The organism is Nitrosomonas oligotropha (assembly GCF_009833085.1).
Taxonomy (GTDB): Bacteria; Pseudomonadota; Gammaproteobacteria; order Burkholderiales; family Nitrosomonadaceae; genus Nitrosomonas; species Nitrosomonas oligotropha.
Genome location: NZ_QRBZ01000038.1, coordinates 32,754 through 58,143, shown reverse-complemented (window position 1 = coordinate 58,143; position 25,390 = coordinate 32,754). Strand labels below are relative to the sequence as shown.

The window sequence follows — 25,390 nt, the reverse complement described above, 5'->3', positions numbered from 1 at the left end:
CGCCTGAGCTTGATTAACCCGCTTTGTCAGAGCTTAACTTCGCTTTCAGGTTGTACAGGTTAATGGCGCCACTTCACACTTTGATTCCACCGTCAATCGCACAAAACCGCTTTACTTCCCTATCCAGTCTATCTTTTTCAGTAAAAAAGTGGCATAAGCGATCAATGTTACGAGCAATAGTAAGCTGATTTTTTTCATGAAGCCTCCATTACATCAATTTACGGTGAAAGTTTTAAATAGTGGTCATTATTCAATCGCTCTTCACTTTGGATTTATTGAAAACAGGAAGGTATATGACGCCAAAACGCAATTGCCAGGAACCGGAAATATGCTCTACCTGAAATCTGGCGGCTGCGGATTTCTTGGTGGAATCACTGACAGCAGACAATTAAGTAACACCCGGGATTAAGCGGGAGAATTCAGGGAATTTATTACTTTTTCCCGTGCGGTCTGAATGTGATAGTTTTTGCGGCAAGGAAAACGAAGCAATTTCAAGCCGGCAGTTCTGCAGGCTTCTTGAACAAAAATATCCCGGCTGCGGACTTTGCTTAATTCGTGGCTTCTATCGTCTAATTCAATAACAGCAACTACGGCAAGCGTTTCTTTGTCGCAAAGCACGTAGTCAAAATGCTTGGATGAAATTTTGAAAAATGCAGATCTCCAGCTTCTCCGATTCAATGCATGGTCTGGAGTTAGTATGTCGGCAATGCGTACTTTTGCGAAGATTTCGTACTGATCAGATAGAGATTGTTTTAATACGTGGAAAAAACATTGTTCAGCGTCAGAAAACAATTTCCCTACAGATCTGTATTTAAAATCAACAAGCCTCTCAAGTGATATCCGCATGAGCTTCAAAAGCAGCAATAAAAAAGCCAGTGTTAAAAAACCGATAGCAAGATATGGAATTAAAGGTTGATTCAGCACTGCATTCACTGAATGCGCTAGTGATTCTGCAAAAACTGCCTGAACGTTAATCATATTTAAACATCCGAAATAATAATCATCGAGAACTTAGCGGCAAGCAAACAAAAATATAAACCAGCTCGGCAATAAGGAATAGCAGAAGAAAATTTAGCGCAGCGAAGGTCGGGATAGCGTTTCAGATTTATCCCTGAATGTGCCTCGCACCAGCTAGTGGTGGGACCCTTGGGAGTTGATCTGACTGAGCAAAAACTCAAATTGTGAACTTTTTGTGAAGCAATCCATCTTTTATATTGAGCTTTGCTTATTTTTAAATTTTTTAAGAAAGTATTCAGGCTCCAAAGCAATTGACTTGCGGCACAAAAATGGAGGAAATAAAGATGCGGAGAACTGCTTATAAATATCTACTTGTTTTTCTGTTTGGCGGCATTGGATTATCGCTCACGAGTTTAACGTATGCGCAAAGTTCCGAAATGGAACGGTATCAAGCCGCATTGATAGAGCTGAAAAACACGCAAAAACAATTAATGGAGAAACTTATTGATGAAGATAAGGAAAACTTTATAACGTCTCAAAGGCATTGGAACAGGTTCAAAAACTCGGACTGTCTAAACCTGGGTGTAAATCCTCTATATTGTTTGGAATCAAGAACCAAGGAGAGAATTCAACATCTTAAAGATTTTTTAAGAAATTTAAGCACCGAGAAATCAACATAATTTTCGGTTCTTGCCAATTTGCTCGATAAAACGCCTGTGCAGTGCACAGGCGTTTTCATTGAAACGATTTCCTACCGTAGCAGCAGCCTGAGTTTGCCAGATGCTTCTTTTTGCACTCCCCAGCCCGCTACTTCTTGTTGTTTAATAATTTTACGTTCAGAACTCTTCCCAGTCAGTACCGCCATTCGCCGCGATCTTTCGAGGCGGTGTGGATGCTATCACCTTATTGCGATTCGGCAATCTTGCAACCGGCCGGTTGCTTCTTTTAACTGGCTTGGCAACGACGGAATCGCTGCCTTCCGATAGTTTGAAGATACTGACCGCTTGCGCCAGCGCCTGCGCCTGATCATGCATGGTTTCAGCTGCGGATGCCGCCTGTTCAACCAAGGCCGCGTTCTGCTGCGTAACTTCATCCATCTGGTTAACCGCTTGATTGACCTGTTCGATTCCGGAATGTTGTTCCTGCGATGCGGCGGAAATCTCATTCATGATGTCTGTTACTCGTTTGACCGCGGTAACGACTTCATTCATCGTGTCGCCCGCCTCATCGACCAAGCGTGTGCCGACTTCCACTTTCGCTACCGAGTCATTGATCAGTTCCTTGATTTCTTTCGCTGCCGTTGCGGAACGCTGCGCCAGTGTGCGCACTTCGGTGGCTACCACCGCAAATCCGCGGCCTTGTTCACCGGCGCGCGCTGCTTCAACCGCGGCATTGAGCGCCAATATGTTGGTTTGGAAAGCGATACCGTCGATGACACTGATGATGTCGACAATTTTTTTGGAGCTTTCATTGATCGAGCTCATGGTCTGCACCACTTGACCGACCACCGCGCCTCCCCTTACCGCAACTTCGGAAGCGCCCACGGCCAGTTGATTAGCTTGGCGCGCATTATCCGCATTTTGCTTCACGGTCGAAGTCAGCTCCTCCATTGAAGACGCGGTTTCTTCCAGACTGGATGCCTGCTCTTCAGTTCGTTGGCTTAAGTTCGAGTTTCCCGATGCGATCTCACCGGCGGATGTTTGGATTAGATTGGCGTCCAAGCGCACTTTTTCGACCAGATCAATCAGATTATCGTTCATGACTTTCAGCGCGTTGATTAAGCGGCCAAATCCGTTAACCGTCGAACGGGGTTCAATTTTGGTGGACAAGTCCCCCGCGGCAACGGCATTGGCAATCGCAATCGCCTCATGCAGCGGTTTTACTATACCGCCAAGCAGAATGTATCCCAGCACACACGCAAGCAGCAAGCCCGAGCTGATCGTAACCACCATGATCATGAAAATGGAGCTGTAATCGCTTAACGCACTGTTATATTCTTCGGCCGCAACGCTGCCTTGCAAGGTAATCATGCTGTAAATTTTTTCGTGCAAACGGTAAAACAGCGGCTCCGCTTCGTCTTTAAGGCTTTTTGCCGCGCTATCGAAATCACCGGTCATGACCATTCCAAATATTTTATTTACTGCCGCTACATAGGCTGCATGCAATTGCAATTTTTCTTGGGCAAGCTGCGCTTCCACGGTAGTCAATTCAGTCGACATGAATCTCGCCCAGATTTCTTCAGCACCTTTAATCGTCTTCGAGGTTTCTTCCGATTTTTCTTTCGCTAATTCAGTACTTTTCGCACTGACCGCAGCGGTAACGTTCTTACGCACAACTTCCCAAATATCGTTAATGGTCGCCAGATCGACAGCTGTCACCGTACGATCCTGATAAACCGTCCTCAATCCTTCATTCGATTGCTTAATTCCATGTAAACCCAGCGCGCCAATTCCAACCAATAATACTGACAGAAGGCCGATCACAATGATCAGCTCCGTTTTCACTGTCATATCTTTCAACATAAGAATCTCCTAAAGTATTTCTTCGTTAATGGCTTTTCTTTGTCCGCTTATTCCTAGTTTCAATCTAATGATCAAGATGACACTGATTCGAGTAAAAGTTTTTTGCCAACAAGGTATTTTTATCGACAAAAAACCCTATAAATTCATATATTTTCATTCAAGAGCTGAGCTGCTTTTATGCCTCATTTCATTTGCTCGCTGTGAATAATCAAACTGACTTACGCGGTTTTTTTATCTGAAATCCTGATTAGCCGATCGAATAAATTATTCCAAATCCGCACGCCCCACATGATAAAATCCAAGCGGATTCTTGATCGTTCATCCAGTTAACCTGAAATATCAATTCTCGTTTTTCTTCCATGATACAACTCATCATTAATGGACAACCGCAGCAGTTTGAAGCGCCGATTAACGTTGCGCAATTGATCGACCATCTGGCTTTGCACGGCAAGCGGATTGCCATCGAACGCAATGGTGAGATCGTTCCACGCAGCCAATTTCCGCAACAAATGCTGGTTCACGGGGATCAGCTGGAAGTCGTCGTCGCCGTCGGCGGCGGTTAAGTTCCGCTATTCAATCACTACACATCGATATCAATAGAATTTCATGGATAATTTAGTTATTGCCGGTAAAACCTATACATCCCGGTTACTGGTCGGCACGGGTAAATACAAGGATTTCAACGAAACGCGCGCAGCGGTTGAAGCCAGCGGCGCCGAAATCATTACCGTGGCGATCCGGCGCACGAATATCGGGCAAAATGCCGGTGAACCCAATCTGCTGGATGTGCTGCCGCCCTCCAAATATACCCTGCTGCCCAATACCGCAGGCTGTTACACCCTCGACGATGCGGTGCGCACGTTGCGGCTGGCGCGTGAATTACTCGACGGTCACAGCTTGGTCAAGCTGGAGGTATTAGGCGATCCGAAAACGCTGTACCCAAATATGGTGGAAACGCTGAAAGCCGCGGAAATTCTCATCAAAGAGGATTTTCAGGTGATGGTGTATACCTCGGATGATCCGATCATCGCCAAGCAATTGGAAGACATGGGCTGTGTCGCCGTGATGCCGCTGGCTTCGTTGATCGGTTCCGGCATGGGTATTTTGAATCCGTGGAATCTGCAAATCATTATCGATAACGCCAAAATCCCGGTGCTGGTCGACGCCGGTGTCGGCACCGCATCGGATGCCACCATCGCGATGGAACTCGGCTGTGACGGTGTTCTGATGAACACGGCGATTGCCGCAGCGCAACATCCGGTGTTGATGGCGTCGGCAATGCGTAAAGCGGTCGAAGCCGGACGCGAAGCGTATCTGGCCGGACGCATGGCGAAAAAACTCTACAGCGCCAGCCCCAGCTCTCCTACGGAAGGTGTCATCGCCCGCGCAGAAAAAGCTGCAAAAAAACCGGCAGGCGGCAAATCCAAATAACCATTCCGCTATTTATTGCCACGTCATCAATTCATGCCGCAGACCATTCGCAGTTTCGTCCTTCGTCAAGGGCGTGTTTCCAATGCGCAGCGCCGCGCCTGCGAAACCTTGTTGCCACAATACGGTATTCCATTTAGCGAAAATCTGCTCGATCTCAATCAAATTTTTGGCCGTGAAGCGCCTAAAATTCTAGAAATCGGATTCGGCATGGGCGAAAGCACCGCAACTATCGCGCAATCGCACCCGGAGAATGATTATCTGGGCATTGAAGTACATACGCCCGGTGTGGGCAGTTTGCTCAATCAAATCGAGCAACTGGAATTGACCAATTTACGCATCATTCAGCATGACGCCGTTGAAGTCTTGCAGCATATGCTGCCTGCCGCATGCCTGGATGGTGTTCATATTTTTTTCCCCGATCCCTGGCCCAAAGCCCGGCACCACAAACGCAGATTGATCCAGCCGGATTTGGCCGCTCGTTTATGCAGCCATCTGAAACCGGGGGGATATATTCATGCGGCGACCGACTGGGAAGATTATGCCCAGCAAATCCTGCACGTGCTGAGCCAGGAAACGCAACTCGTCAATTCCGCGGCAGACTATGCAGAACGGCCGGATTACCGGCCATTGACCAAGTTTGAGCAACGGGGAATCAAACTTGGTCATGGCGTATGGGATTTGATTTTCTGGAGAATTTAATTTTTCTGTCTACTTATCCCGCAGTAAATATTTCTTCGCGGACAGTCGGGCAATCTGTTTGCCCATTTCAGAGCCGACTTTACCCGAATTGCGGTAATGCACGCCATCGTAAATACGCGCACTGGCGACTTCCTGCATAAAATCGTCCAACTTCGCCCAGCTACGCGCCACGCCACCTGCTGCTTTGCTGGTGGTTGTTAATAGCGGGGTTTGGCCAGCGCCGATTTCTGCTTGCAGTACCGTACCCACCGCCGCGGAAACAATACAATGCGCGCACGGGTATTCCGGGTGCATCGGTGTATCGATAAACGGTATCCACGATGGATCTCGTGCGGTCGCATCATTGCCGTCGATATCCGCATTACGGATTGCGGTCACCGGCCGCCAGAAACCGTAATGATATTTGGCGTCGAATACGGCAATCAGCGCATCGTCCGAAGCTTGTGTCACCGCCGCAAACAGGCGGGCGTTTTGCGTCACTTCTCTTCCGGGTATGTTGGCAACCGAGCGTACGATGCCATGATAAATCGGTGGCATGACTTCTTCCCAGAATCGGGCAATTTCAGTTTGTTCAGCGCTTCGTTGCTGACTGTTTTTACTTCCCAGCGCTTTTACTTCGTTGAAATCGCGCGCCCACAATTCACTCCCCAATTCGGGTGGCGGCGCCGGGCGAAATTGCGACGGCTGGATCATTAACCAAGGCTTGCGGTACATCCATTGCGGCGCTTCCGGTAACACGGTCGGCACATATACCCCGGCTTGCGTGTAAGGGCGGTAAGACTCACCGGCGGTTGCACCGTCGTCGATGCGGAGCGCCAAAACCGCTGCCGCCGCTGCCTCACCTACTGCAATACCGCCCGTTTTCGCTGCTTCATCGGCGATGGCGGTCAGTGCTGCTTGGTAAGCACTATCAATCTCAGTTTGCCGGGATGGTACGAGCTTTGTTAATGCTGCGCGGTTCGCTGCTGCTACCGCAGCCACTATGGATGCACCCGGCGCAGCTCGCAGTTTTACATCGCTGATTGGATAGCGTTGGGTAATTGCATTGACGGCCTCGTATACGGATGTTTGTACAATCGCTAACGCTCGCTCGGCAGGCAATGGTCCGATGTTGGCATTGACAACGATATCGCCAGCGCGTTGATTCCAATCCGTCACCGCATCCGCGCTGACATGGGACGATCCCAGCATAATTAAAAACAATATCGCAGTACTTATACTTTGGTATTTATTTTTCACTTTATCTTTATTTCTCAAGCTATTGTTAATAATATGGCATTATAAAAAATATTTGTCGCGCTCACCAATCAAAACACTGAAGCTGGCTTCAAATTCCCTGGAGCTTATTAATATCAAAACCCCACTTCGCTGGATCTTCGATATTTTCGATACCGTCCGTGCCTTTTGACAGATCCAGAATCTCAACCGGAATGTGCACATTGGAGCGTGTCGAAAAGAAAGTTTTGATGATCGGCGTGGTTAATTTTTTCGTGGATTGTTCCATCACCACACCGAGCCGCCCGGATTTCAGTTTCAACAGGGTACCGCTGGGGTAAATACCGATGGTCTTCACAAATGCCTGAAATATGACTTCATCAAAATGTCCGTCCTTCCAGGAAGCCATTTTGCGGATCGATTCGGCTGGAGACCAGGCCGGTTTGTAACAGCGATCCGACGAGATGGCATCGTAAACGTCACACACCGCGCCCATGCGCGCAAACAATGTCAGCGCATCACCGGATAATTTTTCCGGATAACCTTTGCCATCGACACGCTCGTGATGATGCAAGCACACATCCAAAGTTGTTTCATGGACTTGGTAGCAGGATTTTAAAATTTCCCAGCCGCGCTCCGGGTGGCTTTTCATGACGGCAAATTCTTCGTCCGTCAATTTTCCCGGTTTGTTCAGCACTTCGTTTGGAATCACCATTTTCCCGATGTCGTGCAACAATCCGGCTGTGCCTGCTTGTTTGATTTGCGCTTCGTCCAGACCCATCTGCCTACCCAGCGCCACCATCAGCATACAAACCGCAACCGAATGCATGTAAGTATATTCATTGACATTCTTCAGCCTGATCAACGTAAGCAGCGCATTGGGATTGCGCTCCATCGATTGATTGATTTCCTCCACCAGGGATTCCGCGCCTTCGATTTCAAGCGCTTTACCCATGCGCACGTCGCTGAACATCGAAGTGACTGCTTCCTTGGTTTTTTTCTGAATCTTTTTAGCGTTATCCAGTTCTTCTTCAACCGAAACGCGCGCGGCCGGTTTCTTTACCGGTGGCGATGGTGGCGATGTTGATGGAGGTGATTCTTGCGGGGCAATTGTATTTTCCGCAGTAACTTTGTTGGCGGTCTTGAGGTTTTCCACCAGACCGGTTTCAACGGGAGCCACATCAAGCCCCTTAGCAGTATCGATCCATATTTCATCAAGATCGCAGCTGACAAGTTTATCCAAATCTTTCTGTTGCGCCAGTTTAAACGACTTTCTCCAGAATGGATGCTCCAGCCAATTGCCGCGGAGTTCATGGATATACATTCCCAGCCTGACTTCACTTGCTTGCACTTTTTTTATCATAAGGCTCAATATAAAAAGTAGAAAAGATGCTTATTGCACTAATAATTCTTTAAATTACTACTGAATGCTCCGGTTCTACAGATTCAGAAATCAAACTGTCGAATGGACTTTGCGTATTGTGCACTTTTTAGTGAGACGGTTATCGGTTGGATTGCAGGGTTTTTATAGGGGTATTCAATCCATCAAGTGCTAAAGTGAAGCGGCACATCGGAAACACGCAATTTATTGCAAACAATCCGCTCCTTTTCTCAAAGTGCGCCGCGCGTAATAAGCGAATGCGACTGCGCTGCGTTGGCCGCGCAGAATCCAGTCTCGCGCCTCCCGTCCCAAAGCGGGATCAATCGCTTGGATTTTTCCGGTGGAGGCCGCCAGCAACTGCAAGCGTGCCGCCCGTTCAAAGGCAAGCGCCAAAATACAGCCCTGCTCAACACTGGAACTGGCGATCAGCAAACCATGATGCGCCAGCAGTAACGCATGTTTGTTGCCGATGGCTTTGGCAATCAGTTCACCTTCTTCGTTACCCACCGGTACACCAGGCCACTTGGGCAGGAAAGCCACGTCGTCGTACAGCACGCAATTATCCATGTGCGAAATATCCAACGGCACTTCGAGCATGCTGAGCGCAGCGGTATGCACAGCGTGCGTATGAATGATGCATTGCACGTCAGGCCGGGCGCGATACAGCCAGGAATGAAAGCGATTGGCCGGATTAGCCATGCCATCGCCCTGTAAAACTTCCAAGTCTTCATTGACGAGTAACAAATTGCTCGCGCAAGTTTCGTCAAACCCGAAGCCCAACCGTTGCGTCAGGTATGTGCCCGGCTGTTCGCCGCGCGTGGTAATTTGTCCGGCCAAGCCGGAATCATGACCGTTATCGAACAGAATCCGGCAAGTTAATGCCAGCTTCTGCGCCGGTGTGTAATTCGCGCCTTGCAAATGCTTGTCCATTTGCACAAAAGATTGTTGGATCAGTTGCTCTTTGCCTAAATTAAATGTGTCGTTACTCATGATTTCTCGCTGGATTCTTAAAATTCGTCGTGATTGGAAGTGAAGCGCTGGATGACGCGGCGATCGCGTTTGGTCGGCCGTCCTTTAATATTAAATGGCGGTGGCTGCGCTTTTAAGCGAGCGGCCAGCAACTCTCGCTGTTGCTTGCTTTCTTCGGTTTCCCGGTACAACTGCTGCGCCACTGTAGCAGATCCTCTTTTATTGGATAACCCCAATACTTCAATAGTATATTGATAATTATCAATGCGAATGGTCAGCATATCTCCTGCTGCAAGTATCTTCGCAGGCTTTACCCGTTGACCATTCACCGTAACCCGTCCGCGATCAATCGCTTCGGCGGCCAATGATCGCGTCTTAAAAAAACGCGTCGCAAAAAGCCATTTATCAATACGATATTTCTCTATAGTATCATCTGATTGCATATCGAAGTTAATCTATCAGGTTAGTTTCTATCTGAATCTTGCTTTGCAAGGTTTTATGTACCGGACATTGATTGGCAATTTCCAGCAATCGAGCTCGCTGCTGATCGTTCAGATTACCGTTCAATTGAATTGCGCGCGTAATGACATTGATTTGTGTTTTTTGCTTTTCGCAATCGCTACAGTCTTCGGCGTGAATCCGGCTGTGATGCAATTCCACGGTAATGTCCTGTAAGTCTATTTGTTTGTGGTTCGCATACATGCGCAGCGTCATCGATGTACAGCTGCCCAGTGCGGCGAGTAATAATTCATAGGGATTGAGTCCAAGATCCGCGCCGCCCAGCGCGATTGGCTCATCGCTGATCAGCCGGTGGCGCGGCGTCAGAATCTCGCGCGTGAATTTTTTATCGTATTCGCGCACGATCACACTACCCGCCTCAACGGTTGGCCGCAACGCACCGTCTGTTTTAACCGGCGCTTGATCCGTTTTCAGGTAACGGCTGGCCCAAGCCGACAAAACTTCCGCGACATAATGAGAATCTTCCGGATTGGATAACAGATGATCGGCATGATCCAACGACACGAAGCTTTTCGGGTGTTTGGCTGCGGTAAAAATGCGCCCTGCTTCGTCAATCGAAACAACGTCATCGACCGGTGAATGAAAAATCAGCAATGCTTTTTTTAACGCACCGATATGCTCAACTGAATTATATTTCTCCAAATCATCAATGAACTGACGTTTAATCTTAAAGCTTCTTCCAGCCAATTCGACCTGTACGGACGGTTGATTCTGCAATTCCCGATATGAACCGGCAAACAAATGTTTGACATGCGCCGCAGTCGCCGGTGCGCCGATCGTGACCACCGCATTGACCTGCGGCAATTCTTGCGCCACCGCGAGTACCGCCGCGCCGCCTAAGCTGTGTCCGATCAAAAGCGCGGGAGCAGCGTAGTGTTGCTCCAGGTAGCGCGCAGCGGCTAACAAGTCCTGGAGATTGGAGGAGAAATTGGTATTCGAGAAATCGCCTTGGCTATTCCCAAGGCCGGTAAAATCGAAACGCAATACTGCAATACCGCGATCCGCCAATGCGAGTGCAATACGCGCAGCTGCGGGATTGTCTTTGGAGCAAGTGAAACAGTGAGCGAAGAGCGCGTACGATTTAATCGCGCCAGACGGCATTTCCAGCAAACCGGATAACGATTCGCCTTGCGCATTTTGAAATACTGCTTGGATACGCGGCATGGACTATTTACCTTATAACAACCGATCAAACAGCGCTTTCTCGAACGGAATGCTGTGTGCAAATAGTACCAAAGTTTGAACCGGAAAATGTTTTTCTTCGCTAGAAAAGTCGGTTAATTCCGGATTACTTCGTATTACAGGTTTCCGGCAGGAAACCAGGACATGCGTGCTTACATCATCAGTTCGGCTCGTTTTGCCGTTCCCCGCGGCATGGGCAATACGTTATTCTTCCTCACCACCAGCACCTTATCGAACTGAAAGTCATCACCGGCATCATCGGAAAAACCGCTGACATTGCTCAGCAACTGATCGATGGCCGTTTTAGCAGCGGCTACCGTTCCGGTATCAACCGTCACTTTCGCCAGAATTTGCCGCAGAGCCGCTCTATCGATTGTCGTACCGGCTTTATCAATCGAATAATATTTTGAAACTTCAGTGCGATGGTTGAAAAGCACCGTAGCTTTTCCCCATACCACATTGCCATGATCAACGCTAATCACGGTATCGATAGCCCACACGACCATTTCACCGAATGTTTTACCGGCAGCCATCTGCGCCAGCATATAATCGACCACTACTGCGATATTGGCTGGCGTAAAGGTGCTTCCGAGCAGATGCGTTACGACTTTGGTTGCATTCCGCGTATTGTGATGCGAGGCGGCTTTACCCCAATTAAGATTCGAAGCCGGGATGGGCGATAAAGTACTCAAGAGTTCTGCAATCAGCTCGCTTTGAGTGGCGCCAGCGATCATCCGGTGCGTTATATAATCAATGACAAGGTTTTTATCGCCGATCGACACCCGGTCGCCCGCCAGATCGTTAACAAATTTGGCCGCAAACTCATCCGGCTTCAAATACGCGGCATACTGCCGGTCAAAGAATAAAGAACTTTCCGCCAGCGATTGAGCCAGATTTGCTAAGGATTGGCCGTTCTGCAGCAGCGAGCCCAGAAACATCAGATTCGACGCGCCTGGCGCTGTGTTAAACATAGCCAGCATCAGCTGAAGAATAGAAGTCTGTTGTTGAAGGGTAAACGCCATACGTTGATTTTCCGGTGCATGGGTGGTATGAATTTTTTGTGCGATCATAGTGATAAGGCAGCTTGTATTGTGCTTAAAAAAGGATTCAAAAAAACCGGGAGGAATAATAACCGCTAATCTGGCTTATTCAATTTATTGTTCATGAAATTGTAATCGTTAGCAATGCGGTAAATTGCCGCACTCGAGCAATCGTTGTAAGAATTAACCAAAAGTATCATTTTAATTTATGACAACAACATTACATATTCTCATCCTCGGTCACGGTGAAATGGGGCATGCGATGGAATATCTGCTCAAGGACCGGCACACATGCGCGATTTGGGAGAAATTTCCACGCAGCGGCCACCCTTACGTTACGTTGGAACAAAGCGCGCCGCTTGCGGACATCGTATTGTTCTGCCTGCCCGTCAATCCGCACCGCGAAGTGACTCAGCGCATCGCGCCGTTATTGAAGAAAACCTGCCTGTGCGTCAGTATTGCCAAAGGACTCGATGAATCCGGCAAAACCGCAGCGCAAATTTTGGCGGAAAACTTGCCCGCACATCAACCGTATGCACTTTTGTATGGTCCGATGATTTCCGAGGAAATCCGCGCAGGCCGGTACGCATTTGCGCAACTGGGTTGCCGGGATCTTGCCCCATTTCATGCCATGCAAGCGTGTTTTAATCACACCAGACTGTGTATCGAACACACATCTGATATCGCCGGTATCAGCTGGGCGGTGATTCTAAAAAATATCTACGCGATGGCGTTCGGCATGGCCGATGAGCTCAAGCTTGGCGATAATGTGCGCGGGTATCTGGCAACGGCAGCTCTGCAAGAATTAAATCAAATCGTGCAGATCATGGGCGGTCAAGCCGGCAGCCCGTATCACTTGGCGGGATTGGGGGATCTGATCACCACCGCCACCAGCGAAAGCTCGCATCATCACGAATTGGGCCGCAAACTGGCGCGAGAAGAAACGGAGGATATTTCAGGTGAAGGACCACATACCCTCAAGATGATCAAACAACACCGGCTGCTAGATACACAAAATTACCGGCTTTTTCAGCTGATCGGCGAAATCGTGCAAAATCCGCACAATGTGCGGTCAAAATTCGACGGTTATTTCAAGCAAGCTTTTCAACACCCGCCGCAACACTAAGTTTCAATACTCAATATCCGGCGGATTTCATCGGTTTTGAAACCCAACGCCATCGGGCGCCGGACACCGGGTAGTACAACGACATCGTACAGTTCTTCAACCACGCCTTCCATGCGCAGCCAATGCACCACATCTCCCGTGCGCAAATCCACGATCTGAACGCCACAGCGCGCCTCGGCATGCCGTGTTTTAAGATTTTCATCCAGCGCTAAGCCGCTGAATGTTTTATTGTGGCGTGGTCTGGATATTCCAATCAAGGCAAAATCGCCGTGAAAGCTGAGTCCGCGCATATAGCCGGGACAAAAACAAACCGGTTCAAACTGTCCTGTTTGCAGATTGACATAGCCGAAATCCCCGGTGCCGGAATTGAGCAGCCATAACCTGCCGTTATGCCATCGCGGAGAATGCGGCATCGACAACCCGGAACACGGGATCTCGTTGGTATTTACATCGATAACAACGCCACCACCGGCGCGGTGCTCACGCCAGCCGTCGGCGACATCGGAGCGGCCAACCGCGGTGACGTAGGCCGGTTGACCGTCCCGCATCGCCAAGCCATTCAGGTGGCAGCGATCTTCCGCCGCCAACTTGCTGATAAAAGCGGGTTGCCACAGCGGTTTAAAACTATGCGCTTCGCTCAATGCCGCCAAGCAACTGAACAACGTGTTGACGAACACCAGCCGGCCATTCCGGTCCACGGCGATGTCGTGAATATCCAGATCGCCGGTGGTGTAACCCATTTGCGGCACATATAGCCGGTCGTAGCCATCCTGCTGCTGTCCCGGTTCGAAGACATTTTCAAAGCGCCAGATCTGATACAAACTACTCATGTACAAACCATTCGGTGTCGTGCACAGTCCCATGCAACGGTTAAAACTGCGTTCAAACACCGAAAGCGCATTGCCAGGTTTCAGACCGATAAAATACAGTTTGCCGATCTGGTAAGTCGTCAGTGCAATAGAAATTCTTTGCTCCGCTAACCACGACAGCAGTTGGCGTGAGGTTGTAATTTCCAGCATTGCTGTAACCGGAATTTCGTTAGCCGCCATAAAAAACGGAATGCTTCATTGAATGGGTACAGATCATAGGGAGGCTGGGAGCGCGTTTATATCCAATCCATCGCCGCATTGATTCCAGCCAACAGCACCGCCGCGTCCTGACTGGCCCCATCAAGACTATCGGTTGCAACCGTTTTTGCAACCGCCGCACTGGTGAAACTACGGCCGAAGATAACGTAAGCTGCGCCAGAATTGAAAGCACCGCCGTTGGCCGAAGAAGCGCCAATGATCAGGTCATCAAAACCATCGTTGTTGAGATCCCCCGCGCTACTGACCGATTTACCGAATGAATTACCCGCCGCCAATCCACTCAGGGCAAAGCCGCCGGTACTGCTTAAATTGGATAAATCCAGCGACGCGCTAAACCCTGACGCTTTGCCGAATACAGCATAGGCAGCGCCCGAATCCACGCCATTCGCATCGGCACTAGCAGCACCGGCCAGCACATCGGCGAATCCATCGCCGTTAAAATCTCCAGCGCTGCTCACCGATCGGCCGGCTTGATCGCCTTCCGCCGCACCTGCGAGACGGAAACCATTCGCGCCATTCAAGCTGGATAAATTCAAGGTGGCTTCAAAGCCGTCAGCCTTGCCAAATACAACGTAAGCAGCACCGGATGCTTTACCATCGATTCCCGCGGACCGCGCACCGATGATCACATCGTCGAATCCATCGCCGTTGACATCTCCCGCATTGCCGACCGAATAACCCGCTTCGTCGCCTTCCGCCGCGCCTTCCACACTAAAGCCGTTATTGCCATCCAAGCCGGACAAATCCAGTATGGCGTCAAAACCCGATGCTTTACCGAAGACCACATAACTGGTACCGCTTCCCCCATAGTAGGAACCGACGATCAAGTCGTTAATACCATCGCCGTTGATATCCCCGGCACTTACACCATTGCCGAATTGCGCGCCATCTTCCAAGCCATTCATCAGGAAGCCGTTACTGCCGTCCAAACTGGCTAAATCCAATTCTGCATCGAAGCCGGAAGTCTTGCCGAAAACGACGTAGCTGCGCTCGCCAATCGGCGCGCCTATGATCAAATCATCGACATGATCGCCATTGATATCACCCGCGCCACTGACAGACCAGCCTAAAAGCTGGTCGGCTTTATCAAGATGCATGCGGAAACCGTTACTGCCGTTCAGGCTCGACAATTCCATCGTCGCGCTGAAACCTGAAGATTTGCCGAATACAACGTAGGTGTATCCGGTATCGTTTTTTGGCACATCGGAGATCGGCGCACCGATCAACAGATCGTCAAAGCCATCGCCATTGATGTCGCCCGCGCTACTCACCGCATTACCAGCGGCATCCCCGCCCGCCACGCCATTGAGGCGGAATCCGTTCGCGCCATTCAGGCTGGATAAGGAAATCGCCGCGTCAAAACCGGAAGCTTTGCCAAACACCACGAAACTGGCGCCGGAGTAAAAATCGTCAAAATTATGCGGCGCGCCCACGATCAGGTCATCAAATCCATCGTCATTGATATCGCCCGCACTGCCTACCGATTCGCCAGTGTCATCGCTGCCGATCGCGCCATCCAATCTGAAGCCATTTTCGCCATTCAGCTGGGCCAGATCGATGACCGGATCGTCGAACAGCTTATCAACCGCAGCTTTGGCCGTTGCGACTGTGGCCACATCCGGAGTAATCCCTGTGAGAATTTGCCGGAGCGTTGCCAAGTCAGTCGCAGTGCCCGCTTTTTCGATCGAATAATAACGCGAGACTTCAATGCAGTTATCAAACAGCGCCGCTGCATGACCCCAAGTAGAATCGGCATGATCCATGCCGTCCAGCACGTTGATGAGCGCTACGACCGTCGCGCCGAAAGTCTGTCCTGCAGCCATTTGCGCCAGGATGTAATCGACCGCGCTGGATTTATCACCGGCTGACACCGTGTCTCCTGTCAGGTTATCAATAATTTTTGCCGCATTCGCCGTGTTGTACGCTAATGCGGCCGTTCCCCACACCGGATCGCTCGCCGGAATTGCTGACAGTATGCAGGTTACATCGGCGATGATTTCACCTTGGGTTGCTCCGGCAGCCATTTTGCCGGCAATATAATCAATCGCCAGCGCTTTGCTTTCCATGGTGGCGTTATCGTCGGCAAAGTCATGAATAAAGGCGTCTGCAAACGCCTCCGGGGTCAGATCAGTTTCATAACTCTTGCCAAAAAATAATGTACTTCCCATCAATGACTGCACTAGATCGGCCACAGTTTGACCGGCCTCAACCGGGGAGATGAGTGCTTCCAGATGAATCGCGCCCGGAGCTGCATTGAACATTGCCTGTGTCAGTTGAAGCATGACAGTTTGTTGTTGAGCGGGTAGCGCCATAGTATTTATTCCTTAAATGTGTGCGGTGCGATGACCATGAATCAAAGTTGCGGCCACACTTGTGTGCCGTTAAAAATGATGGGCATATCGCGATCGATCTGCGCAGCGGAGGGTTTTACCATCACTTGCAAACCTGCGCCACAAGATTCCGGCAGCGGATTCGTTTCCAAATCCCGGTTGATCGTGAAATACACTGGAAAATCGTAAGCGTGATCTCCCGGTGTGCCGTCGTATTTCGATCCGACAGCGGGAGTCCAGAAATTAACCGTATCCGTTCCGTTCATATCGCCGATATTGGTGATCTTGCAAATATCAGCCACTGCGAAAGCAAACCGCACCGCCTTGGCACAGGATTCAGGCACGAATAGCACCGCTTTCGATACGAATGGAATGCGTCCCCAAGCATACGATGCCACCGCATTGCCGCCGCCAAACCAGAATCCGATCGTATTTCCGTTCGCATCCACCTTCCGGTCCTGCTCAGTAAATAACGAGCGATCTTGCACAAATGTAATGCCGCCCCAATTCTGCAGGAAATCGCTGAGCGGTCCGGCATGCGGATTGCCATTGGCCACGATGGTAGAACTGATCCCGTCCGGTATCACGACACTCTGACCGATGACAGCCGCATCGCCGCAACCGTGCGTAATCACGGTGTGATTATTCGATTGCTTGCCCTCCGTAACCTGCGGCGGATCGATCACCGTATGCGCGAACGCATCGGATTGAATAGCCCCAAACAACACAATTACAGGTAATACACTATGAATCGCTGATTTTAGTAGCATAGTAATAAGCGCCTCCAATGCGCTACGGTGGTGAATGGATCAGATGTGGTGAAGTAAATCTGCGGGTAATTGGAGAAGTAAAGCAAAACTGAGGCAATGCGCTATTGATTCAAAAATTACCGTCCATGCAATGGTTTAAAATTATCAGCCGGAACCTTGCCGTTCGCAATGCGGCAAATTGCCTCACCTGAGTGACGATATTCGCCGCCACACGGGCGGGCATGTTTCAACGGCGCGTCAAAAATAAGTTAGAATACGGCTTTTAAGAATTTTATCGGGAGTTCCTGAATGTCAATGGCTGACCGTGACGGTGTAATCTGGTATGACGGGAAAATGGTTCCCTGGCGGGATGCCAATACGCATGTACTAACGCACACGTTGCATTATGGTTTGGGTGTTTTTGAAGGATTACGCGCGTATGAAACCGCGCAGGGTGCGGCGATTTTCCGGTTGCAGGAACATACCGACCGCTTATTCAATTCAGCGCATATTTTCATGATGAAAATGCCTTACGACAAGGCCACCATCATGCAAGCGCAACGCGATGTGGTGAAACAAAACAAACTGTCGTCCGCGTACATCCGCCCGATTGCCTTTTATGGCGCCGAAGCGATGGGACTTTCCGCCAGAACCTTGTCGGTGCACGTCGCCATCGCCGCCTGGTCATGGGGAACATATTTAGGGCCGGAAGCGCTGGAAAACGGTATTCGCGTCAAAACCTCGTCGTTTACCCGGCACCATGTCAACATCAACATGTGTCGCGCCAAATCGGTCACGACCTACGCCAATTCGATTCTGGCCAACCAGGAAGTGGCATTGAACGGTTATGACGAAGCCTTGCTGCTGGATGTGGAAGGTTATGTGGCCGAAGGTTCGGGAGAAAATATTTTCATCGTTAAACAAGGCAAATTATACACGCCGGATTTGACTTCCTGCCTGGAAGGCATCACGCGCGCTTCGATCATCGAATTAGCCGCTGAACTCGGCATTCCGGTGATTGAGAAACGCATCACGCGCGATGAAATTTATTGCGCCGATGAAGCGTTCTTCACCGGCACCGCTGCGGAAATCACACCGATCCGCGAATTGGATAACCGTATCATCGGGCCGGGCAAGCGCGGACCGATTACCGCGCAGCTGCAAACCCTATTCTTTGATTGCGTTAAAGGCCGGGCCAAAAATCACACCGATTGGCTCACTTTAGTTTAATACCGCTATTTTGGAGTTATTTTCTATGAATCAACCAAGCAATAATAAACCCCGGGAAATCGAAGTTACCGTCGACGATCTGCCGTTGCACTGTCCGACCCCGGCCATGCTGTTATGGAATTCCCATCCGCGGGTTTTTCTGCCGATCGAAGCCACCGGCGAAGCGCTGTGTCCCTACTGCGGCACGCATTACACCCTGAAAGGCGGTGCGGTTGCGGGGCATCACTGATGTAACCGGTTAATTTCTGCGGAAACTTGCGTTCCGATGATAAATTGCCATGCGATCAATAACGATTTACCGCGTTTTATCAATAACCTTTCTTCCGGATCGATTAAATTATGCAAGCAATTCCTCATGAAATTTTCAAGGCTTACGATATTCGCGGCATCGTCGGCAAAACGATCACCGCCGAAAATGTAGAAAAAATCGGCCATGCCATCGGCTCCGAAGCACGCGCCAGGAATCTGACCGCGATTGCCATCGGCCGCGATGGCCGGTTATCCGGAACCGAGTTATCCCAAGCACTGGCGCGCGGCATCCGCAAAAGCGGCATCGATGTCGTCGATGTCGGCATGGTGGCAACACCCATGTTGTACTTCGCCGCGCACGAATTATGTCAATATTCCGGTGTCATGGTCACCGGCAGCCACAATCCACCCGAATACAACGGCTTCAAAATCGTACTCGGCGGTCAGACTTTGGCGGCTGATACCATCCAAGCACTGCGCTTGCGCATCGAAAACAACGACCTGACGCACGGCGCGGGCAACTATTCCGAACACGCGATTGCCGATGCGTATCGCACGCGCATCACCGGCGATGTCAAATTAGCGCGCCCGATCAAAATCGTGGTCGATTGCGGCAACGGTGTGGCTGGCGCATATGCACCGGCACTCTATCGTGAATTAGGCTGTCAGGTGAACGAATTATTTTGCAACGTGGACGGCAATTTCCCCAATCACCACCCCGATCCGTCGGTGCCCGAGAATTTAACCGATGTCATTCAGGCGCTAAAAACGAGCGATGCGGAAATCGGTCTGGCGTTTGACGGCGACGGCGATCGGCTCGGCATCGTCACCAAGGATGGCCATATCATCAACGCGGATCGCCAGCTGATGCTATTCGCCGCCGACGTGTTGTCACGCAACCCCGGCGCAAAAATCATTTTCGACGTGAAATGCACGCGCAATCTCGCGCCGTGGATCCGTCAGCACGGCGGCACGCCGGTCATGTGGAAAACCGGGCATTCGTTCATCAAATCCAAGCTCATCGAAGAAAAAGCTTTGTTAGCCGGTGAAATGAGCGGTCATTTGTTTTTTAAAGAACGCTGGTATGGTTTTGACGACGGTTTATACGCCGGCGCGCGATTACTGGAGCTGCTGAGCCGTGTTCAGGATATCAGCGCCACGCTGAATAACCTGCCCGATAGTCTGAACACGCCGGAATTGCAAGTGCGCACGGCGGAAGGCGAGAATCATGCGCTGATCGTGCAATTGCAAAAAAACGCCGTGTTCGATAACCCGCAGCAAGTCATCACCACCGACGGCTTACGGGTGGAATACCCCGACGGCTTCGGTCTGGCGCGCGCTTCCAACACCACGCCGGTGGTGGTCTTGCGCTTTGAAGCCGATAATCACGCAGCTTTGAAACGTATTCAGGAAGATTTCCGCCGCAATATCCTGCAAGCCAAGCCCGATGCGCAACTGCCGTTTTAATCCGGAATAACATCCCCAACCGATGCGCATTGCGATTGCACAGATTAATTGCACGGTTGGCGATATCAACGGAAATGCCGCCAAAATTCTCGCCGCAGCGGAACACGCCAAGCAATCCGGCGCTGAACTGATCGTCACACCCGAACTGGCGCTGTCCGGTTATCCTCCCGGCGATTGTCTATTACGCGAAACCTTTTGCCAATTGTGTACCACTGCCTTGGCCGGGCTGGTCAAGGCGATTCATGGCATCACCTTGATCGTCGGCCACCCGCACGTTCAAGAAGGCAAGCTTTACAATGCCGCCTCGGTGATTCGCGATGGCGAAATCCTGCACACTTATTTCAAGCGAATTCTCAACAGATCGCCTTTCAATGAAACGGTCTACTTCGATACCGGCGTCAAGCCTTGTGTGTTTGAACTGGCCGGCATTCAATTCGGCCTGGTGATTTGCGCCGATTTTTGGCACGGGAATTTGATCGATACGCTGGATCGCTCCGCCTGCGATATCTTATTGGTGCTCAATGCATCGGCTTTTTATATCGACAAGCAAGTTTCGCGCTGCCAAACGACGCACCGCTTCAGCAAGCAAACCGGTATTCCGGTGATTCATGTCAATCTGGTCGGCGGACAGGATGAATTGATCTATGACGGCGCTTCGTTCGTCATGAACGGACAAGGCGAACTCACGCATCAACTGGATGAATTTGTTGAAACCATCGCAATCGCCGACATTCACGGCAAACAACCGCAGAAAAACAACCTGCCCGTTTCACCGGCAACGGCCGCCAGTGTGTATCAAGCCTTATGTTTGGGCGTCAGCGATTATGTGCGCAAAAACGGCTTCCCCGGTGTGATTCTGGGACTTTCAGGCGGCGTCGATTCGGCATTGGTGCTGGCGATTGCCGTCGATGCGCTGGGCGCGGACAAGGTAAAAACCGTCATGATGCCGTCGCAATACACTGCGAACATCAGTTTGGAAGACGCCAACGAAATGGTTGGATTACTCGGCGTTGAGCACTACGAATCCAGCATTCAGTCATTGTTCCAGCATTATTTATCGGTTGTCGAAAGCGATTTTGGAATTTCGCCTGACGCCGCGGAAACAACAACCATGCCGGAAAATCTGCAAGCGCGCATCCGCGGCACTTTGCTGATGGCGCTATCCAACCAAACCGGCTCGCTGGTATTGACCACCGGCAACAAATCCGAAATGGCGGTCGGTTATTGCACGCTGTACGGCGATATGGCGGGCGGTTTCGCGATTCTGAAGGATGTCAGCAAGACCCTGGTGTACCAATTGTGCGAATACCGCAACCGCATCAGCCGCGCGATCCCCGAACGCATCATCCGGCGCGCACCGTCCGCCGAGCTTCGCGCCAATCAAACCGACCAGGACAGTTTGCCGCCGTACGACATTCTCGACGCCATTATGGAAGCTTACGTGGAAAAGAACTGCTCGCCGCAGGAAATCATCGCCATGAACTACAGCGAAGCGGACGTCACCAAAATCATCCGCCTGATTCATCTGAATGAATACAAAAGACGCCAATCCCCGCCCGGCATCCGCATCACCCGGCACGATTTCGGCACCGCATGGCACTATCCCATTACATCAAGCTACTCAGTCTGGTCAACTGCATCCTCATAATTCAATAACCCGGTGACTGATTTCCAAACTCTGTACTTAGGCAGTCAAAGCTAACTCAGCTTGCGTGAAATAATCAATAAATTGCTTCACTCCCTACCCCTCTTCATTCTTTGATAAAAATATGTTTCACCAGTGAATTAAAACCTTCATTCTCAGCAATTTGTCTTTTTCAGTAAAAAAAGTGGCGTAAACAATCGATGAAACGAGCAAAAGCAAGCTGATTCTTTTCATGTGGAAGGCTTCCAATGATGTGCGGCAAGAACGGCCACACCGCATCCCATGCAGCTCAGTAAGTCACCGGTGACGCAGGGAGTACCGGTGCTTTTTCAATGAATCTTTACTCCGGCAGGGTTTCCCGGCTAAGAATGAGCAATAAAGTTCTAATCATCCGCAATACCCTGTCCCGGAAACAGTACATCGGTAAACCCAAACTGCCGGAAATCGTTGATGCGCATCGGGTAGAGAATTCCTTGCAGATGGTCGCACTCATGCTGCACCACACGCGCGTGAAAACCGCTGACGCTGCGGTCAATCGTTTTCCCGTATTGATCCACGCCGTGATAGCGCAACTGCTTGTAGCGCGGCACCATGCCGCGCATGCCGGGGACGCTGAGGCAGCCTTCCCAATCGTCTTCCTTGTCGTCGGATAACGGTTTCAGCTGCGGGTTAATCAAAACCGTGAAAGGCACTTCTTCGGCGCGCGGGTAGCGGGGATTCTGGTCAAAACCGAAAATCACCACCTGCAAGCTCACGCCAATCTGCGGTGCGGCTAAGCCTGCACCGTTGAGATAAGCCATGGTGTCTTGCATATCCTGGATTAATGCGTGCAGCTCGGCGGTATCGAATCGTTCGACAGGTGTGGCGACTTGCAGCAATACCGGATCGCCCATTTTCAGTACGGATCTAATGGCCATGGCAGCTCACCACATGTTCCAGAATGTTTCTGACACGCACCATCGCTTGTTCCAGCACGGCATAAATCTCCTTGAGCGGAATACTGTCCACATTGGCGCCCCGTCCGGCGGCTTGGTTGGCGACCACAGCGAGCGTGGCGTAACTTAGACCCAACTCCCTGGCCAGCGCCGTTTCCGGCATGCCGGTCATGCCGACGATATCCGCGCCGTCGCGTTCCAGCCGGTTGATTTCCGCGGCGGTTTCGAGCCGCGGCCCTTGCGTTGCGGCATAGACGCCGCCGTCGACGATGGCTTCATAAGCATCGTTGGCCGCTTGCAGCAGCAATGCACGTGTTTGCTGGCTGTACGGCTGCGTAAAATCGATATGTGTCACGGGTTGATCCTTTCCTTCAAAAAAAGTGAAATTGCGTCCATAGGTATAATCGATAATCTGACTCGGCACCACCAGCTTGCCCGGCGTCAGATCGGCACGGATACCGCCCACCGACGCCACGGAAATCACATGCGCCGGTTTCAGGGAATGCAGCGCCCATAAATTCGCGCGGTAATTGATCGCATGCGGCGGTATCGTGTGGCCGTGACCATGCCGCGCCAGGAAAACGATGTCCTCGCCGTGCAGCTTACCAAATGTCAGCGGCCCGGAAGGCTCGCCATACGGCGTGCGTATGATTTGCCGGTGGGATATTTCAAGACAGGATAATTGCGTCAATCCGCTGCCGCCAATTATTGCAAGCATAGCTTCCCCTTTCAGTTTTTTACTGCATAAATTGCTGGCAGATTCCGCCATGCGCCACGGATATCCATGCCAAAACCGAACACATACCGGTCCGGCACCGTCAATCCGACAAAATCGGCTTTAAGCGACTTGGGCCGCCCCGTTTCTTTCTCAGCAAACACCGCACTGTAAAACGCTTTTGCGCCATTCTCCAGCACTTTGGCGCGGATAGCAGCCAATGTAACACCTTCGTCGAGAATATCGTCCAGCACCAGAATGACGCGATCCTTGACGCTTTCCCTGGGTTCCACCCGCCAGTAAATTTCTCCACCCTGCATTTTCTTATCGTAACGCGTCAGATGCGCATAATCGAAATCCAGCGGAAACCGCAATTGCGGCAGCAATTGTCCGGTAAAGATGACCGCTCCGCCCAGCAGGCACAAAACCAGCGGCTGCTGATGCGACAACACGCGCGTGATATCTGCCGCCATACGCTGCACCGTTTGCGTAACGGTTTGCTCGGAATGAATTAATTCCGCCGTATTCAGAATTTGCTCCAGTTGCTGGTAAGTTTGCATGAAAGATTTAAGGTTATAGTTTGAATAAAATCGCGTTTTTTACAAGAATATTATAGCGCCGGACTGAAAGCTTCAAATACTTCCCATTCAATTCATGCAGGTAAAAAATTCTTACACGGAAAAATTTTTTATGATTAAATGAAAGTACTTCATTGAAAGGAGTAACTCACCATGAATAAATTTATCGTTGAATGCATTGGCACTTTCTTCTTGCTGCTCACCATAGGCTTGACGGTAATACCGGGCAGCGCCGGTGTCATTGCACCTCTTGCCATCGGTTCCGTGTTAATGGTTCTGGTTTATGCCGGCGGACATATTTCCGGCGCGCACTATAATCCGGCTGTCACGTTGGCGGTGCTCATCCGCGGAAAATGCACCATCGCTGACGTGCCGGTGTATTTCACCGCGCAAATTCTCGGCGCGGTAGCAGGCGCATTGACTGCACAATTCCTGGTGGGTTCAGGCACTGCCGCCGGAACCATCGATGTGACCAAATCGTTGATCGCTGAATTTTTGTTTACGTTTGCATTGGCGTACGTCGTGCTCAATGTCGCCACGGCAAAAGGAACCAGTGGCAATTCCTTTTACGGTTTAGCCATTGGCTTCGTGGTCATGGCAGGCGCATTCTCCGTGGGCGGAATTTCCGGTGGCGCGTTTAATCCGGCTGTTGCCATTGCCGCACCGTTGATGGGCTTAATGGATTGGAACAATATCTGGATTCACATTTCTGCTGACTTTGCCGGTGGCGCATTGGCAGCGATTGTCTTTAATATGCTCAACGGCGATGATCAATAAAATGCAAATCTTCACAACAAAATACTGGGCGATCGGAATTACCGTTTTACTCGCAAGTCTTGTTTTTTCGCAACGCAATGTCCATGCCTCCGATTACCCAGTCTTTCGCGATGGAAAGCTCATCATTCCTCGTGTTGATACCGATGCGCAGCCGGGTAACTTTCAGAACGCGGAGTTACAGTTTGAAAGTTCCACCAACAGCTGGAAACTCAACAAGTTTGTCGAAACTAAAATTACTCCCGGTCCTGCAACCTATGATGAAAAAGTTGAAGCTATCATTGTAGATTCGTCACCGGTCCAGGTATTTCTCAAAATCACCGGGGAATTTTCAAATGGTTGCGGGTACTTTCAGCAAATCAATCAGGTACTCAAGGACAATACTTTTGAAGTTATTCTTCATGCCGGGCCTAATCCATTCCCTGAAGGGATAGCATGCACAATGGCACTTGTGCCGTACGAAAAAATCATCCCCCTCGAGGTCTTCGGACTTCCGGCTGGAACTTATGGGTATAGTGTCAATGGCATCCCTGCCGGGACATTCACGTTAACCAAAGATAACACGCTGTAGCTCAAAGAATAGAATGGC

At 50.4% G+C, this 25,390-nt stretch carries 26 protein-coding genes; 12 read left to right on the top strand and 14 right to left on the bottom strand.

What is annotated here, in order from left to right; genetic code table 11:
* The first annotated feature begins 196 nt into the window (after window positions 1-196).
* Window positions 197-409, top strand: a complete 213-nt coding sequence (locus tag ABD07_RS12635) for a hypothetical protein (protein WP_160818583.1) — start codon at window positions 197-199, stop codon at window positions 407-409.
* On the opposite strand, the gene ABD07_RS12630 is transcribed toward ABD07_RS12635, so the two are convergent.
* Window positions 406-978, bottom strand: coding sequence for a DUF2726 domain-containing protein (locus tag ABD07_RS12630; RefSeq protein ID WP_240142551.1), 573 nt, complete (start codon window positions 976-978; stop codon window positions 406-408). The genes ABD07_RS12635 and ABD07_RS12630 overlap by 4 nt on opposite strands.
* Before the next feature lie 323 nt (window positions 979-1,301).
* Between ABD07_RS12630 and ABD07_RS12625 the strand changes: the two genes are divergently transcribed.
* On the top strand, window positions 1,302-1,637 hold the full coding sequence (locus ABD07_RS12625; RefSeq protein WP_160818582.1) for a lysozyme inhibitor LprI family protein: 336 nt from the start codon (window positions 1,302-1,304) through the stop codon (window positions 1,635-1,637).
* Window positions 1,638-1,793: 156 nt separating this feature from the next.
* On the opposite strand, the gene ABD07_RS12620 is transcribed toward ABD07_RS12625, so the two are convergent.
* Entirely contained in the window at window positions 1,794-3,479 is a 1,686-nt protein-coding gene (locus ABD07_RS12620; RefSeq protein WP_160818581.1) for a methyl-accepting chemotaxis protein, read from the bottom strand.
* 359 nt (window positions 3,480-3,838) lie between these two features.
* On the opposite strand from ABD07_RS12620, the gene thiS reads away from it, so the two are divergent.
* From thiS to trmB, 3 genes are read left to right on the top strand one after another with little or no spacing between them, the layout of a single operon-like run.
* Window positions 3,839-4,042, top strand: coding sequence for a sulfur carrier protein ThiS (thiS, locus tag ABD07_RS12615; RefSeq protein ID WP_160818580.1), 204 nt, complete (start codon window positions 3,839-3,841; stop codon window positions 4,040-4,042).
* 43 nt (window positions 4,043-4,085) lie between these two features.
* Window positions 4,086-4,910: a thiazole synthase gene (locus tag ABD07_RS12610; RefSeq protein WP_160818579.1), complete on the top strand. Its 825-nt coding sequence runs from the start codon at window positions 4,086-4,088 to the stop codon at window positions 4,908-4,910.
* 33 nt (window positions 4,911-4,943) lie between these two features.
* Entirely contained in the window at window positions 4,944-5,609 is a 666-nt protein-coding gene (gene trmB, locus ABD07_RS12605) for a tRNA (guanosine(46)-N7)-methyltransferase TrmB (RefSeq protein WP_160818578.1), read from the top strand.
* 9 nt (window positions 5,610-5,618) lie between these two features.
* Here the strand turns inward: trmB and ABD07_RS12600 are convergent, their stop codons facing one another.
* The 6 genes from ABD07_RS12600 to ABD07_RS12575 all read right to left on the bottom strand — a co-directional run bounded on the left by ABD07_RS12600 (window position 5,619) and on the right by ABD07_RS12575 (window position 11,945).
* Window positions 5,619-6,800: a vanadium-dependent haloperoxidase gene (locus tag ABD07_RS12600; protein WP_160818577.1), complete on the bottom strand. Its 1,182-nt coding sequence runs from the start codon at window positions 6,798-6,800 to the stop codon at window positions 5,619-5,621.
* Between the two features lie 136 nt (window positions 6,801-6,936).
* A complete protein-coding gene (locus ABD07_RS12595; protein WP_160818576.1) occupies window positions 6,937-8,187 on the bottom strand; it encodes a cyclic di-GMP phosphodiesterase in 1,251 nt (416 codons plus the stop codon).
* A 222-nt stretch (window positions 8,188-8,409) separates the two neighbouring features.
* Entirely contained in the window at window positions 8,410-9,195 is a 786-nt protein-coding gene (locus tag ABD07_RS12590; RefSeq protein WP_160818575.1) for an aldolase, read from the bottom strand.
* Between the two features lie 17 nt (window positions 9,196-9,212).
* Complete coding sequence (locus tag ABD07_RS12585) at window positions 9,213-9,617, bottom strand: RNA-binding S4 domain-containing protein (RefSeq protein ID WP_160818574.1); 405 nt, start codon at window positions 9,615-9,617, stop codon at window positions 9,213-9,215.
* 7 nt (window positions 9,618-9,624) lie between these two features.
* On the bottom strand, window positions 9,625-10,857 hold the full coding sequence (locus tag ABD07_RS12580) for a bifunctional alpha/beta hydrolase/OsmC family protein (RefSeq protein ID WP_160818573.1): 1,233 nt from the start codon (window positions 10,855-10,857) through the stop codon (window positions 9,625-9,627).
* A gap of 170 nt (window positions 10,858-11,027) precedes the next feature.
* On the bottom strand, window positions 11,028-11,945 hold the full coding sequence (locus tag ABD07_RS12575) for a hypothetical protein (RefSeq protein ID WP_160818572.1): 918 nt from the start codon (window positions 11,943-11,945) through the stop codon (window positions 11,028-11,030).
* A 178-nt stretch (window positions 11,946-12,123) separates the two neighbouring features.
* On the opposite strand from ABD07_RS12575, the gene ABD07_RS12570 reads away from it, so the two are divergent.
* Window positions 12,124-13,041, top strand: coding sequence for a hypothetical protein (locus ABD07_RS12570; protein ID WP_160818571.1), 918 nt, complete (start codon window positions 12,124-12,126; stop codon window positions 13,039-13,041).
* On the opposite strand, the gene ABD07_RS12565 is transcribed toward ABD07_RS12570, so the two are convergent.
* Genes ABD07_RS12565 through ABD07_RS12555 form a run of 3 tightly spaced genes read right to left on the bottom strand, consistent with a single transcriptional unit; the run spans window position 13,038 to window position 17,229 of the window.
* The gene (locus ABD07_RS12565; protein ID WP_193566063.1) at window positions 13,038-14,090 is read right to left on the bottom strand and encodes a TIGR03032 family protein; all 1,053 of its coding nucleotides are present in this window, start codon (window positions 14,088-14,090) and stop codon (window positions 13,038-13,040) included. The two genes, ABD07_RS12570 and ABD07_RS12565, sit on opposite strands and share 4 nt — an antisense overlap.
* Window positions 14,091-14,146: 56 nt before the next feature.
* The gene (locus ABD07_RS12560; protein WP_160818570.1) at window positions 14,147-16,441 is read right to left on the bottom strand and encodes an integrin alpha; all 2,295 of its coding nucleotides are present in this window, start codon (window positions 16,439-16,441) and stop codon (window positions 14,147-14,149) included.
* Between the two features lie 41 nt (window positions 16,442-16,482).
* Window positions 16,483-17,229, bottom strand: a complete 747-nt coding sequence (locus ABD07_RS12555; RefSeq protein ID WP_160818569.1) for a hypothetical protein — start codon at window positions 17,227-17,229, stop codon at window positions 16,483-16,485.
* 288 nt (window positions 17,230-17,517) lie between these two features.
* Between ABD07_RS12555 and ABD07_RS12550 the strand changes: the two genes are divergently transcribed.
* The 4 genes from ABD07_RS12550 to ABD07_RS12535 all read left to right on the top strand — a co-directional run bounded on the left by ABD07_RS12550 (window position 17,518) and on the right by ABD07_RS12535 (window position 21,802).
* On the top strand, window positions 17,518-18,438 hold the full coding sequence (locus ABD07_RS12550) for a branched-chain amino acid transaminase (protein ID WP_108698835.1): 921 nt from the start codon (window positions 17,518-17,520) through the stop codon (window positions 18,436-18,438).
* 25 nt (window positions 18,439-18,463) lie between these two features.
* Window positions 18,464-18,667, top strand: coding sequence for a zinc-finger domain-containing protein (locus ABD07_RS12545; protein WP_160818568.1), 204 nt, complete (start codon window positions 18,464-18,466; stop codon window positions 18,665-18,667).
* A 110-nt stretch (window positions 18,668-18,777) separates the two neighbouring features.
* Window positions 18,778-20,154 (top strand): phosphomannomutase/phosphoglucomutase, encoded by a 1,377-nt coding sequence (locus ABD07_RS12540; RefSeq protein ID WP_160818567.1) that lies wholly within the window; start codon window positions 18,778-18,780, stop codon window positions 20,152-20,154.
* Between the two features lie 22 nt (window positions 20,155-20,176).
* Window positions 20,177-21,802 (top strand): NAD+ synthase, encoded by a 1,626-nt coding sequence (locus ABD07_RS12535; RefSeq protein WP_160818566.1) that lies wholly within the window; start codon window positions 20,177-20,179, stop codon window positions 21,800-21,802.
* Window positions 21,803-22,182: 380 nt separating this feature from the next.
* Here the strand turns inward: ABD07_RS12535 and def are convergent, their stop codons facing one another.
* Genes def through ABD07_RS12520 form a run of 3 tightly spaced genes read right to left on the bottom strand, consistent with a single transcriptional unit; the run spans window position 22,183 to window position 24,009 of the window.
* Window positions 22,183-22,716, bottom strand: coding sequence for a peptide deformylase (gene def, locus ABD07_RS12530; RefSeq protein WP_160818565.1), 534 nt, complete (start codon window positions 22,714-22,716; stop codon window positions 22,183-22,185).
* Window positions 22,706-23,452, bottom strand: a complete 747-nt coding sequence (locus tag ABD07_RS12525) for an S-methyl-5'-thioinosine phosphorylase (RefSeq protein WP_160818564.1) — start codon at window positions 23,450-23,452, stop codon at window positions 22,706-22,708. The genes def and ABD07_RS12525 overlap by 11 nt, the downstream gene beginning before the upstream one ends.
* 11 nt (window positions 23,453-23,463) lie before the next feature.
* Window positions 23,464-24,009 carry a hypoxanthine-guanine phosphoribosyltransferase gene (locus ABD07_RS12520; RefSeq protein ID WP_160818563.1) on the bottom strand — a complete coding sequence of 182 codons (546 nt, stop codon included), beginning with the start codon at window positions 24,007-24,009 and terminating at the stop codon, window positions 23,464-23,466.
* 171 nt (window positions 24,010-24,180) lie between these two features.
* Here ABD07_RS12520 and ABD07_RS12515 point away from each other — a divergent pair, with 171 nt between their 5' ends.
* A complete protein-coding gene (locus ABD07_RS12515; RefSeq protein ID WP_160818562.1) occupies window positions 24,181-24,804 on the top strand; it encodes an MIP/aquaporin family protein in 624 nt (207 codons plus the stop codon).
* A 1-nt stretch (window position 24,805) separates the two neighbouring features.
* The gene (locus ABD07_RS12510; protein ID WP_160818561.1) at window positions 24,806-25,372 is read left to right on the top strand and encodes a hypothetical protein; all 567 of its coding nucleotides are present in this window, start codon (window positions 24,806-24,808) and stop codon (window positions 25,370-25,372) included.
* The last annotated feature ends 18 nt before the right edge of the window (window positions 25,373-25,390 follow it).

Bases quoted from the DNA above. Each gene is read 5' to 3' on its own strand.
- ABD07_RS12570 (WP_160818571.1), top strand. From the start codon at position 12,124: ATGACAACAACATTACATATTCTCATCCTCGGTCACGGTGAAATGGGG.
- ABD07_RS12625 (WP_160818582.1), top strand. From the start codon at position 1,302: ATGCGGAGAACTGCTTATAAATATCTACTTGTTTTTCTGTTTGGCGGC.
- ABD07_RS12545 (WP_160818568.1), top strand. From the start codon at position 18,464: ATGAATCAACCAAGCAATAATAAACCCCGGGAAATCGAAGTTACCGTC.
- ABD07_RS12580 (WP_160818573.1), bottom strand. From the start codon at position 10,857: ATGCCGCGTATCCAAGCAGTATTTCAAAATGCGCAAGGCGAATCGTTA.
- ABD07_RS12515 (WP_160818562.1), top strand. From the start codon at position 24,181: ATGAATAAATTTATCGTTGAATGCATTGGCACTTTCTTCTTGCTGCTC.
- ABD07_RS12635 (WP_160818583.1), top strand. From the start codon at position 197: ATGAAGCCTCCATTACATCAATTTACGGTGAAAGTTTTAAATAGTGGT.
- ABD07_RS12590 (WP_160818575.1), bottom strand. From the start codon at position 9,195: ATGAGTAACGACACATTTAATTTAGGCAAAGAGCAACTGATCCAACAA.
- ABD07_RS12520 (WP_160818563.1), bottom strand. From the start codon at position 24,009: ATGCAAACTTACCAGCAACTGGAGCAAATTCTGAATACGGCGGAATTA.
- ABD07_RS12610 (WP_160818579.1), top strand. From the start codon at position 4,086: ATGGATAATTTAGTTATTGCCGGTAAAACCTATACATCCCGGTTACTG.
- ABD07_RS12540 (WP_160818567.1), top strand. From the start codon at position 18,778: ATGCAAGCAATTCCTCATGAAATTTTCAAGGCTTACGATATTCGCGGC.
- ABD07_RS12550 (WP_108698835.1), top strand. From the start codon at position 17,518: ATGTCAATGGCTGACCGTGACGGTGTAATCTGGTATGACGGGAAAATG.
- ABD07_RS12630 (WP_240142551.1), bottom strand. From the start codon at position 978: ATGATTAACGTTCAGGCAGTTTTTGCAGAATCACTAGCGCATTCAGTG.
- ABD07_RS12560 (WP_160818570.1), bottom strand. From the start codon at position 16,441: ATGGCGCTACCCGCTCAACAACAAACTGTCATGCTTCAACTGACACAG.
- ABD07_RS12535 (WP_160818566.1), top strand. From the start codon at position 20,177: ATGCGCATTGCGATTGCACAGATTAATTGCACGGTTGGCGATATCAAC.
- ABD07_RS12525 (WP_160818564.1), bottom strand. From the start codon at position 23,452: ATGCTTGCAATAATTGGCGGCAGCGGATTGACGCAATTATCCTGTCTT.
- ABD07_RS12565 (WP_193566063.1), bottom strand. From the start codon at position 14,090: ATGGCGGCTAACGAAATTCCGGTTACAGCAATGCTGGAAATTACAACC.
- ABD07_RS12620 (WP_160818581.1), bottom strand. From the start codon at position 3,479: ATGTTGAAAGATATGACAGTGAAAACGGAGCTGATCATTGTGATCGGC.
- ABD07_RS12575 (WP_160818572.1), bottom strand. From the start codon at position 11,945: ATGATCGCACAAAAAATTCATACCACCCATGCACCGGAAAATCAACGT.
- ABD07_RS12510 (WP_160818561.1), top strand. From the start codon at position 24,806: ATGCAAATCTTCACAACAAAATACTGGGCGATCGGAATTACCGTTTTA.
- def (WP_160818565.1), bottom strand. From the start codon at position 22,716: ATGGCCATTAGATCCGTACTGAAAATGGGCGATCCGGTATTGCTGCAA.
- ABD07_RS12555 (WP_160818569.1), bottom strand. From the start codon at position 17,229: ATGCTACTAAAATCAGCGATTCATAGTGTATTACCTGTAATTGTGTTG.
- ABD07_RS12585 (WP_160818574.1), bottom strand. From the start codon at position 9,617: ATGCAATCAGATGATACTATAGAGAAATATCGTATTGATAAATGGCTT.
- trmB (WP_160818578.1), top strand. From the start codon at position 4,944: ATGCCGCAGACCATTCGCAGTTTCGTCCTTCGTCAAGGGCGTGTTTCC.
- ABD07_RS12595 (WP_160818576.1), bottom strand. From the start codon at position 8,187: ATGATAAAAAAAGTGCAAGCAAGTGAAGTCAGGCTGGGAATGTATATC.
- thiS (WP_160818580.1), top strand. From the start codon at position 3,839: ATGATACAACTCATCATTAATGGACAACCGCAGCAGTTTGAAGCGCCG.
- ABD07_RS12600 (WP_160818577.1), bottom strand. From the start codon at position 6,800: ATGCTGGGATCGTCCCATGTCAGCGCGGATGCGGTGACGGATTGGAAT.